At 67.5% G+C, this 11,412-nt stretch carries 5 protein-coding genes; 2 read left to right on the top strand and 3 right to left on the bottom strand.

The genetic code is table 11. The annotated features are described in order from the left end of the window. Positions 1-395: 395 nt before the first annotated feature. The 3 genes from R3355_RS23175 to R3355_RS23165 all read right to left on the bottom strand — a co-directional run bounded on the left by R3355_RS23175 (position 396) and on the right by R3355_RS23165 (position 4,085). Positions 396-2,042, bottom strand: a complete 1,647-nt coding sequence (locus R3355_RS23175; protein ID WP_318963466.1) for a Na/Pi cotransporter family protein — start codon at positions 2,040-2,042, stop codon at positions 396-398. 193 nt (positions 2,043-2,235) lie between these two features. Then, positions 2,236-2,907, bottom strand: a complete 672-nt coding sequence (locus tag R3355_RS23170) for a haloacid dehalogenase type II (protein ID WP_318963465.1) — start codon at positions 2,905-2,907, stop codon at positions 2,236-2,238. 50 nt (positions 2,908-2,957) lie between these two features. Continuing rightward, on the bottom strand, positions 2,958-4,085 hold the full coding sequence (locus R3355_RS23165; RefSeq protein ID WP_318950746.1) for a PilT/PilU family type 4a pilus ATPase: 1,128 nt from the start codon (positions 4,083-4,085) through the stop codon (positions 2,958-2,960). Positions 4,086-4,348: 263 nt separating this feature from the next. Here R3355_RS23165 and recC point away from each other — a divergent pair, with 263 nt between their 5' ends. Together recC and recB are read left to right on the top strand one after the other, a co-directional pair. After that, complete coding sequence (gene recC, locus R3355_RS23160) at positions 4,349-7,642, top strand: exodeoxyribonuclease V subunit gamma (RefSeq protein ID WP_318963463.1); 3,294 nt, start codon at positions 4,349-4,351, stop codon at positions 7,640-7,642. Beyond that, positions 7,639-11,211, top strand: a complete 3,573-nt coding sequence (gene recB / locus R3355_RS23155; RefSeq protein WP_318963462.1) for an exodeoxyribonuclease V subunit beta — start codon at positions 7,639-7,641, stop codon at positions 11,209-11,211. The genes recC and recB overlap by 4 nt, the downstream gene beginning before the upstream one ends. Positions 11,212-11,412 lie beyond the last annotated feature (201 nt).

Here is an 11,412-nt window from a genome sequence, read left to right as displayed (position 1 = left end):
CGTCGTATCGACATGGTGGTGCACTCCTGCCACGGCATCGCTCGAACTCCCTTCATTCGAAAGATTCCGTAAGCCTAAATGCGTTACCTATGTCTCCCGACACCTGTTACCTATGTCTCCCGGCTGAACACCGTGCGCACCAGCGTCGGCTGCAGATTCTTGCTGCGCACGGCGCACCCTACCCATTGTGGCTTCCGCAGCAGTGCCCTTGTCCCCAAGCGCCCCATGCAACACGTAATGGGCACATAGCCTTTTGCTTAGGCTATGTCTGCGTTAGTGGTTGAAAGCGCTTTTGACAGCAAATCTGCGCGTAGGGTGGGCCGGCCGGCGTTCCGCTTCAGCCCACCCTACGTTTGCGTGCACACCTGATGGCGACCGAGCCTTTTGCTGTTGGGTTACTCCCCGCCCACTTCCTCCGCGTGTAGCGCGCCGGTTTCCCTGGTGTCCAGCACCGCATAGGCACTGCTGCAGAACAGCGAGTTGAGACGTTTCATGTCGCCGATCAGTTCCAGGTGCAGCGAGCTGGTCTCGATGCTTTGCACCACCTGGCGATGCAGGCGGCCGACATGGGCGTGGGCCAGGCGGCGTTCCTGGGCGCGGAAACGGCGCTTCTCGCGGAGCAGCTGGCGAGCGCTCTCGCCATCGCCGGAGAGAAACACCGACAGCCCCAGGCGCAGATTGACCATCAGTCGCGCATGCAGGTCAGCCAGCTCCTCCAGGCCGCTGTCGGAGAACGAATGGCGCTGCGCGGTCTTCTGATCCTGCACCTTGCCGAGCATGCGTTCGATGATGTCGCCGGCGCGCTCCAGGTTGACCGCCAGTTCGATGATCTCCGCCCAGCGCCGGCTGTCCTGTTCGCTGAGTGCCTCGCGCGGCACCTGGGCCAGGTAGAGTTTGACCGCGCTGTAGAGGGCATCGACGTCGTCGTCCAGGCGGCGCAACTCCTTGCTCAGCGCCGGCTGGTTGCTGCGCAGCACTTCCAGCAGGTGGTTGAGCATGGTTTCGATCAGATCGCCGATGCGCAGGGTCTCGCGCACCGCATTGGCCAGCGCCAGGCTGGGTGTGGCCAGGGCCGTAGCGTCGAGGTGACGCGGGCGGGCGACGCCGCCGGTGTCGGGGCGATCCGGTAGCAGCCAGTTGCAGAAGCGCGCCATCAGCCCGACGGTGGGCAGCATCAGCACACAGCGCAGGCTGTTGTAGAGCAGGTGGAAGCCGATCACCAGCTCTGCCGGCCGCCAGTTGAGGCTGTCCAGCCAGCTCACCAGCGGGTTGAGCAGGGGGATCACCACAATCAGGCCGAGCAGTTTGTACAGCAGGCTGCCCAGGGCTACCCGGCGGCCTGCCGGGGTTTGCAGGCTGGCGGTGAGGAAGGCCAGCAGGCCGCTGCCGATATTGGCGCCGATCACCAGGCCGATGGCCACCGGCAGGCTGATCAGGCCGGCGCCGGCCAGGGTCGCGGTGAGCAGCACGGCCGCCAGGCTGGAGTAGGAAATCAGGGCGAACAAGGCGCCGATCAGGGCATCCAGCAGCAGGTCGCCGGTCAGCGAGGCGAACATCACCTTGATCCCGGTGGCCTGGGTGATCGGCGTGGCGGCGGCGACGATCAGCTCCAGCGCCAGGAGCATCAGGCCCAGACCGATGCCCACGCGGCCCAGCTGGCCGGCGCGGGTTTGCCGGCGGGAGAGGAAGAAGATCACCCCGAGGAAAATCAGCAGCGGTGACAGCCAGCTCAGGTCGAAGGTCAGCACCCGCGCCATCAGCGCCGTGCCGACGTCGGCACCGAGCATGATCGCCAGCGCCGGTGGCAAAGCCATCAGGCCCTGGCCGACGAAGGAGGTGACCAGCAGCGCGGTGGCGTTGCTGCTCTGCACCAGGGCGGTGACGCCGATACCGGCGGCGAAGGCCATGGGCTGCTTGCTGACGTTGTGGCTGAGCACCTGGCGCAGGTGCGAGCCGTACACCCGCAGGATGCCGGTACGGACGATGTGGGTGCCCCAGATCAGCAGGGCGACGGCAGACAGCAGATTGAGCAGGGTCAGCATCATGCATCTCCCTGACAGCGGCCGCACCAGATGGGGCGGCCAAGGGTGGCGACGCTCAAGGCTCGGGGGTCATGCGCCGGCCGGTGTCGTTTCTTGGAGAATGGGTGAAGCACAATCATTGATGGCAAGGCCTGTAGTTAGCTTTAGTCGGCGAATGGCTGCAACGCCAGCCTGTTTGACCGGGTCACCCGGTTTATCCGGGCCAGCGTTCGGCCAACTGGCGCAGATCGCTCACCTGCAGATCCGCGTCGATGCCCCAGGGATCGAGGACCGCCGTCGCAGCGCGCTTGACCCAGACACTGCGCAAGCCGGCATGGGCGGCGCCGAGGATGTCGAAGGAATTGCTCGACACCAGCCAGGTCGCCTGCGCCGCGCTCCCCGTGCGCTGCAGCAGATACTGGTAGACCGCCGGTGCCGGCTTGAAGTTGCCCACCGCCTCGACGCTGACGATCTCGCGGAAAAAATCTGCCAGGCCGGCCTGCTCGAGCAAGGCGTTGACCGCTGCGTGGCTGCCGTTGGAGAAGGCATACAGCTGGGCGCCACGCTGTTGCAACTGTGCCAGCCCGGCGGCACTGTCGGCGAAGGCCGGCAGCCTTGTCCAGGCGTCGCACAGCTGTTGTTGCACCTGTTCGTCGAGGGGTGCCTGCTCGGCGGCACACAGGTAGGCCAGGGCTTCGCGGGTGCATTGGGCGAAATCCACATAAGCGCCCATCAGGCCGCGGCGAAAACTGTATTCCAGCTGTTTGTCGCGCCAGCGCCGATAGAAACCCTCGGCCTCGCCGGCGAGCCGCGGGCGCAATTGGCGGATGACATCGCTGGGGTCGATCAGCGTGCCGTATACATCGAAGGCCAGGCTGCTGGACATCGGGACTTCCTCGGTTGAATGACGCCCGGCTGGTTAACCCGGCGTGCCTGTCAATTGTCGCGCAGCACCTTGAGCTCGCCATCCTCGGCGCCGAAGCCGCGCTCCAGCTTGACCTTGAGGCTGAGGTCGGTGCGCGAATCGGCGAACTTGAGCGCCTCGCCCAGGCTGACCCGGCCGGCTTCGAGCAGCTGGTAGAGGTGCTGATCGAAGGTCTGCAAACCCTGCTCCAGCGCCCGTGCCGTGGCTTCGCGAAGATCGTCCAACTGGTCGCGCTGGATCAGGTCGCGGATATAGGGGGTGGCCAGCATCAGCTCCACCGCTGCCACGCGTTTCTGCGTCACGCCGGGAATCAGGCGCTGGCCGATCACCGCCAGCAGGTTCTGCGCCAGATCGGCCAGCACCTGCTTGCGCGCCTCGTCCGGGAAGAAGCGCACGATCCGCTCGATCGCATGGCTGCTGCTGGTGGCGTGCAGGGTGGCCACGCACAGATGACCGGTTTCCGCGTAGTGCAGGGCATGCTGCATGGTCGCGGCATCGCGGATCTCGCCGAGCATGATCACGTCTGGCGCCTCGCGCAGCACGTTGCGCAGGGCGTCGGCGAAACTGTGGGTATCCAGGCCGACTTCGCGCTGGTCGATGATCGACTTCTGGTGCTTGTGCAAGAACTCGATGGGGTCTTCGATGCAGACGATATGCCCGCTCTTGTGGCGGTTGCGGAAATCCAGCATGGCCGCCAGGGTGGTCGACTTGCCCGAGCCGGCCGCGCCAACCATGAGGATCAGCCCGCGGTCCTGCATGCTCAGTTTTTCCAGCAGCTTGGGCAAGCCGAGCGCCGTGAAATCGGGGATCTGGCTCTTGATCAGGCGCACCACCATGCTCACTTCGCCGCGCTGGTAGTAGACGTTGACCCGGAAGCGCCCGGCGTTCTGCACGCTGACCGCCAGGTTCATCTCCAGATCGCGCTCGAACTCCATGATCTGTTTCTGGGTCATCAACTGGTAGGCTTGCCGCTGTACCTCACCGGCCTTCAGCACGCGTTCACCGACCGCCTGGCTATGGCCTTCGACCTTCATGTGCGGCGGCGCGCCGACACTGAAGAACAGGTCCGAACCACCGCGCTCGTAGAGCAGCTGCAGATAGGGGAATACATCTACTGCATCGTCGGTCGTGTCGTTCATCGCGCCTCCTGGCCTTGTGCGCTCCATCCTAGCACTGGCTGTCGCCCCACGCCGCCAGACTGGTTAACCTAGCAGCCTGGCGGACTTAACGCTGTCCTACTGCGGGAAAGCCGGACTTGGTCATTTTTGCTGCTCTCTCTCGTTAAATAGCTAGCTATTCGCCTCGAAAGAGCAGCAAAACTGCCTCAACCCGGACTTCCCCTCGCTACGGACGGTCAAATCCGCCAGGCTACTAGCGCTTCGCCACGGATGCAGTGCCCACCATGCTCAACCTTTATCACGCTCCCGACCTGGAAACCCTCGGCGAACTGGCCACCACCCTGCTCGCCCAGCCGCTGCGCGAGCCCTTGGCGCCGGCGCTGGTGGTGGTGCCGAGCCAGGGCATGGGGCGCTGGCTGACCCTGGAACTGGCGCGCAAGCAGGGCATCGCCATGCAGCTCGAGGTGCAGTTGCCGGCCAAGTTCGTCTGGGACCTGTCGCGTCTGGTGCTGGGCCAGTTGCCGGAGCAATCGGCGTTCGCGCCGACCACCCTGGCCTGGCGCCTGTACGACTGGCTGTGCGAGCCGGCCAACCTGGCCGAAGCACCGCGCCTGGGGCATTACCTGGAGGGCGGCGACGAGCGCCGCCGCCTGTCGCTGGCCAGCAAGATCGCCGACGTATTCGACCAATACCTGCTGTATCGCGACGACTGGCTGGCCGCCTGGGAGCGCAACGAGTTGCTCGACCTGGGGCCGGACGAAGCCTGGCAGGCGCTGCTCTGGCGCGAGCTGACCCGCGACGGCCACCCGCACCGCGCGCGCCTGCTCGACGAGCTGTTGCGCCGTCTGTACGACAGCGCACCCATCGCCGAGCTGCCCGAGCGCCTGCTGGTGTTCGGCATCAGCAGCCTGCCAACCCACCATCTGCGCGTGCTCGAAGGCCTGGCGCGGCATACCGAGGTGGTGATCTTCGCCCTCAACCCATGCCGCGAGGCCTGGGGCGAGATTCGCGATATCCGCGAGCTGGCCCGGCAACCCGAACTCAGCCCCGACGATTGGTACCTGGATGTCGGCCATCCACTGCTGGCGAGTCTCGGCAAGCAGGGCCGCGACTTCTTCGACAGCCTGTTCTCCCTGGCTTCGAGCGAAGGCAGCCAGGAAGTCGGCCTGTATTCCGAAGACGCGGACCTGCATGACACCAGCCTGCTGCAGGCCCTGCAGAACGACATCCTGCGCCTGCGCACCCGCCAGGCCGACGAACGCCTGCTGTTACGCGAGGACGACCGCTCGCTGGAGCTGCATATCGCCCACTCGCCGCTGCGCGAGGTGGAAATCCTGCATGACCAGTTGCTCGCCCGCTTTGCCGCCGATCCCGAGCTGACCCCGGATCAGGTGGTGGTGCTGACCCCGGATATCGAGCGTTACGCGCCCTATGTCGAGGCGATTTTCGCAGCCAAGAGCGGCGCGTCCCGGACGGGTACCCCGAGGATACCCTTCAGCCTGGCCGACCGCAGCCTGCGCGCGGAAATCCCCCTGATCGAAGCCTTTCTCAACCTGCTCGCCCTGCCCGACAGCCGCTTCGCCGCCGAGGAAATCCTCGCCTGGCTGGAGCAACCGGCGCTCGCCCGCCGCGCCGGCATCGAAGCCGAGGACCTGACGCTGTTGCGCGACTGGCTGCGCGAGGCCGGCGTGCGCTGGGGCCGCGACGGCGAGCATCGCCAGCAACTGGGCCTGCCGGCGGATGCCGCCTTTACCTGGCGCCAGGGCCTGGATCGCCTGCTCCTGGGCTTCGCCGCGCCGCCGCAACTGGCCGGTTCGCACGCGCCCTTGCTCGGCGACAGCTGGCCGCTGGATGCCCTGGAAGGCGGCCGCGCGCAGTTGCTCGGGCGCCTGGCCGCCTTCGTCGAGCGTCTGGCCGCCCTGGCGCAGAGCCTGCAGCGCCCGCGCAGCCTGGGCGAATGGAGCGAGACCCTGCTGGAGCTGATCGACAACCTGTTCGACGAACGCGAGGCCGGCGATACCCTGTTGCTGCTCTCCCGAGCCTGCGCGGCCCTGCAGGATCAGGCCACGGCTGCCGGCATCGAGCGGCCGCTGGAGCTGGCGCTGGTCCGCCAGCACCTGACCTCTGCCCTGGAGCAGGGCGGCGGCGCCTCGGGCTTTCTCACCGGTGCGGTGACCTTCTGCACCATGGTGCCGATGCGCAGCCTGCCGTTCCGCCTGGTCTGCCTGCTCGGCCTGGACGACGGCGCCCTGCCGAGGCGCACTCCGGCCGCCGGCTTCGACCTGATCGGCCAGAAACCCCGGCGTGGCGACCGCGCCCGGCGCCTCGACGACCGTTACCTGCTGCTGGAAATTCTCCTCTCCGCGCGCGCCGGCCTGTACCTCAGCTACGTCGGCCGCGACCCGCGCAGCAACGCCGAACTGCCGCCCTCGGTGCTGGTCAGCGAACTGCTGGATGTCATCGACCTGACCGCGATTTGCGCCGATCCACAGGCGCAAACCGCCAGCGCCCACATCACCCACCAGCACCCGCTGCAACCCTTCGCCGCCGGCAACTTCGCCGACGGCGCGCAGGCCGGTTTCGCCGCGCCCTGGTTCCGCGCCGCCCAGCGCCTGAGCGAGGCGGTCGAAGCGCCGCAGCCGTTCGCCGGCACCCTGGCCGCGCCGGATGCAGACGGGCCGGGCGGCGATCCGCTGACCCTGGAACCCAGCCAGTTGATCCACTGCTTCAAACACCCGGCGCGCTACCTGCTGGAACAGCGCCTCGGCCTGCGCCTGGCGCAGAGCGAAGAGGCCCTGGCCGGCGACGAACCCTTCAGTGTCGAGTGGACCAGCCAGCACGGCCTGCGCCAGCTGGCGCTGCAGGCCATCGAGCAGGGCTGGAGCGAGCGCGAGGAGCGTAGCGTGGCCGCCGCCTCCGGCTGGCTACCGGTGGGCGAACTGGGCCAGGCGCACTGGGGACAGATTCGCGGGCCGATCCGCGCCTTCGCCCCGACCCTGTTCGACGAGCGCCCGGAGGATGCGGCGCAACCGCTGCTGGTGGATATCCAGCTGGCTGGGGTGCGCATCCACGGCTGGCTCGACGGGGTCAGCGCCAGCGGCCTGTTCGACTACCGCCTGCGCGACCTCGGCGCCTGGGAGCTGGCGCCGTTCTGGCTGCGCCACCTGCTGCTCAACTGCGCCGCCACTCCCGGCATCGCCCGCGACAGCCGCCTGCTGTCGCCGAAAAGCGAATGGCGCCTGGGGCCCTTGGCCAACCCCCTGCAACTGCTCGAACCCTGGCTCGAGGCCTACAAGAGCGCCCTGTGCGAACCCCTGCCGGTCCTGGCCAAGTGCAGTTATGGCTTCGCCAAGAAATGGCGCAAACCCGGACGCAAGGAACCGCTCGACGCCGCGCGCAGCGAAGCGCGGGTGATGTGGCAGGGCAACGACTATATGAGCGGCGAAGGCCAGGACCCCTGGAATGCCTTGGCCTTCCGCGACCGCGACCCGCTGGACGAGCGCTTCGAAGCCCTGGCCGAGCAACTCTACGGCCCGGCCCTGGATGCCCTGCACGGCAGTGACGAGGACGAGACATGACCAGCGCACCTTTGGACCTGCTGCAGGACAGCTTCGCCGGCCGCTCGCTGATCGAGGCCAGTGCCGGCACCGGCAAGACCTGGACCCTCACCGCCCTGTACGCCCGGCTGTTGCTGGAGAAGCGGCTCAACGTCAGCCAGATTCTGGTGGTGACCTTCACCACCGCGGCCACCGCCGAATTGCGCGAGCGCATTCGTCTGCGCCTGGCCGAGTTGCTGGCGGTCTACGACAACGGCCCAGGCGCGGACGAGCTGCTCAATCGCCTGCACGCGCAGTACCCGGATGCGGCCAGTCATCGCCGTCTGTTGCTGGCGGTGCACGGCTTCGACGAGGCGGCGATCTTCACCATCCACGGTTTCTGTCAGCGCGCGCTGCAGGATGCGGCATTCGAGGCCGGCGGCGATTTCGACAACGAACTGACCCACGACGACCGCGAGATTCTCGACGCCCTGCTCGCCGACCTCTGGCGCCACGAGCTGGCCGCTGCCGAACCGGAGTGGGCGGCCTTTCTGGTGCAGCACAAATTGACCCCGCAGGGGCTGCGTCAGCGCCTGCGCAACCACCTGGGCAAACCCTACCTGCGCATCGAACCGCAGCCTGGCGTCAGCAGCGAGATGAGCGCCCTGCGCAACGCCTGGCAACAGGCGCGGGATGCCTGGCAACGCGACAGCGCCGGCTGGCTGGAGCAGCTCAAGGCGTTCGCCGGCTTCAAGAGCAATATGTGCAACCCGGCCAAGCTGGGCGCCTGGCAGGCCGAGCTGGACGGCTACTTCAGCGACGCCGCCGCGCTGTTCAGCAAGACCGAGGCGCACCAGCGGCTGTCGCGCGAAGGCCTGGCCAAGGCCAGCAAGAAAGGTGAAAGCGCGCCGGATAGCCCGCTGGCCGATGCCCTGCAATGCCTGTGCGAGGCCCTGCAGACCGCGCAGCCCGAGGCCGAGCAACGCCTGATCGACCTGCAGGTGCGCCTGATCGGTCAACTCAATGAGCAGTTGCCGCAACGCAAGGCCGCCCAGCGCCTGCTGGCCTTCGACGATCTGCTCAACAAACTGCAGCAGGGGCTCTACGGCGAGGGCGGTGAACATCTGGCCGGAAAACTGCACGAGCAGTACCCGGTGGCGCTGATCGATGAATTCCAGGACACCGACCCGGTGCAATACCAGGTGTTCCGGCGCATCTACGAAAACCAGGGCGACCTGTGTTTTGTCGGCGATCCGAAACAGGCCATCTACGCGTTTCGCGGCGCGGACCTGGCCACCTACCTCAAGGCCCGCGACGAAGCCGCGCGGCAGTACAGCCTGGCCACCAACCACCGCTCCACGCCCGAGCTGATCGCCGCGCTCAACCAGTTGTTCGACCGGCCCATGCCCTTCGCCGAAAAGGGTCTGGAATATCCGCAGGTCGGCGCCAGCCAGCGCGCGCGCGCGCAGCTGGTGCTGCCGGTTGTTGATGCCGAACAGGACGCGCCATTGGCGCTGGTCTGGCTGGCCGACGATTACCTCGGCAAAGGCGAGGCCGGTGCCCTGGTGGCCCGCGACACGGCCCGGCGCATCGCCACGCTGCTGGCCGCGAGCGCTCGTGGCGAGGCCTATTTCAAACAAGAAAGCGCCCAGGAGTCCGTGCAAAGCAGCGTTAAACGGACTCCGCTCAAGGGCGGCGATATCGCCGTCCTGGTCGCCAGCCATCGCCAGGCCGGCGAAGTCGCCGCCGAGCTGGCGGCGCGCGGCGTGCCCAGCGTGCGCCGCGGCAAGGAAAACGTCTGGCACAGCGAAGAGGCCGGCGAGCTGGCCGCGGTGCTGGCCGCCTATGCCGAACCGGGCCGCGAAGGCGCACTGCGCTATGCCCTGGCCAGCCGCCTGCTCGGGCGCAGCGCCGCCGACCTGGCCGCCTGCCAGGACGATGCCCAGGCCTGGGATGCCGAGCGCGAAGCCGCCGAGCGCTACCATCAGCTCTGGCAGCAACAGGGCTTTATGCGCGCCTTCCGCGCCTGGCTGGACGAGCAGCAGGTGGCGCCGCGGCTGCTCGCCCTGGTCGATGGCGAACGGCGCCTGACCAACCTGCTGCACCTGGCCGAACTGCTGCAGAGCGAGAGCCTGCAACGCCCCGGTCTGGAACAACTGCTGAGCTGGTTCAACGCCCAGCGCAGCGCCGAGGCCCACGGCGAAGAAGCCCTGCTGCGCCTGGAAAGCGATGCCGAGCGGGTGCAGATCGTCACCATCCACACCTCCAAGGGCCTGGAATACCCGCTGGTGTTCTGCCCCTACCTGTGGGACGGCGCGCTGCTGCGCCAGAGCGAAGACATCAGCTGCCACGCCGACGACGGCACGCCGTTGCTCGACCTGGGTGGCGAACAGCTCGACGTGCACCGCGAGCGCGCCCGCCACGAGCGCTTCGCCGAACGCCTGCGCCTGACCTACGTGGCCCTGACCCGGGCCCGTGACCGCCTCTGGCTGCACTGGGGGCCGGTGGACTGCAAGCCGAAAAAGGACGGCAGCCTCAGCGAGGCCGGCCTGCACAGCAGTGCCCTGGCCTGGCTGCTGCACGGCCGCCAGCTGCCCGGCGAGGATGCCCTGGACGAACTCGCCGGCCATCTGCAAACCCTCAGCCCTGCCGGCCTGCGCGGCGAGATCGAGCAACTGGTGGGTTCGAGCCACGGCCATATGGCCGTGCAGGCGCTACGCGAGAGCGAAGCCAGCGCCGCCGGTGAACGCCGCGCGCCGCCGCCCCTGCAGCTGCAGCAGATGAACCGCAGCCTGCACAGCGCCTGGCGCATCGGCAGCTTCTCCGGGCTGGCCTCGGGCATGCACATGGAGGCGCCGGATCGCGACGGCCTGGTGCTGCCCGCCGCCAGCGAACCGGGCAGCGGCTTCTTTGCCTTCCCCCGCGGCGCCCGCGCCGGCACCTGCCTGCACGCGATCCTGGAGGACTGGGCGCGCGGCAAGGCGCCGTTGGCCGAGCTGATCGAACCGGCCCTGCGCGGTCACGGCATCGACAGTGACTGGCGCGAGGTGGCGCTGAGCCAGTTGCAGCAGGTGCTCGACAGCGACCTCGACGGCAATGGCCTGACCCTGTCCAGCCTGCAGTCGGCGCGGCGCCTGCCGGAACTCGGGTTCACCTTCCCGGTGGCCAATCTCGACCTGCAGCGTCTGCGCGCCATCCTCGCCGATCCGGCCCATGGCCTGGCCGCGCCGATGCGCGAAGCCGCCGCACGGCTGGAGTTCGACAGCCTGAAAGGATTCCTCAAGGGCTTTATCGACCTGACCTTCGAGCACGACGGCCGCTGGTATATCGCCGACTACAAGTCCAACTGGCTCGGCCCGGACGCCAGTTTCTACGGCGGCGAACGCCTGCTCCAGGCCCTGGCCGGCGAGCACTACTACCTGCAATACCTGATCTACCTGGTGGCGCTGCGGCGCTTCCTGCGCCAGCGCCTGGTCGACTTCGACAACAGCCAGCTGGGCGGCGCCTACTACCTGTTCCTGCGCGGCATGCCCAGCGCCGGGGTGTATTTTTCCCGCCCGGAGGATGGCTTGCTGGATGCCTTGGATAACCTGTTTGCGGAGGGCAAATGACGGCTTATGGAGGATGGATTGAGCCTGCGATACCCATCGATATGCAGGTCTGCCAATTGTTGGGTATCGCTGCGCTCAACCCAACCTACGAACTGCAAGAGGCCGCGGAATGCATCCGGGCTATGGGCTGGCTATCCGTAGGGTGCGCCGTGCGCACCGCCCCGTCGGTTGATGGTGCGCACCGCCTAGGCGGCCCCGCGG

This window comes from Pseudomonas sp. (assembly GCF_033723075.1).
GTDB lineage: Bacteria > Pseudomonadota > Gammaproteobacteria > Pseudomonadales > Pseudomonadaceae > Aquipseudomonas.
Note: the sequence above shows the minus strand (reverse complement) of the source record. Positions and strands in the feature narration are given on the sequence as shown.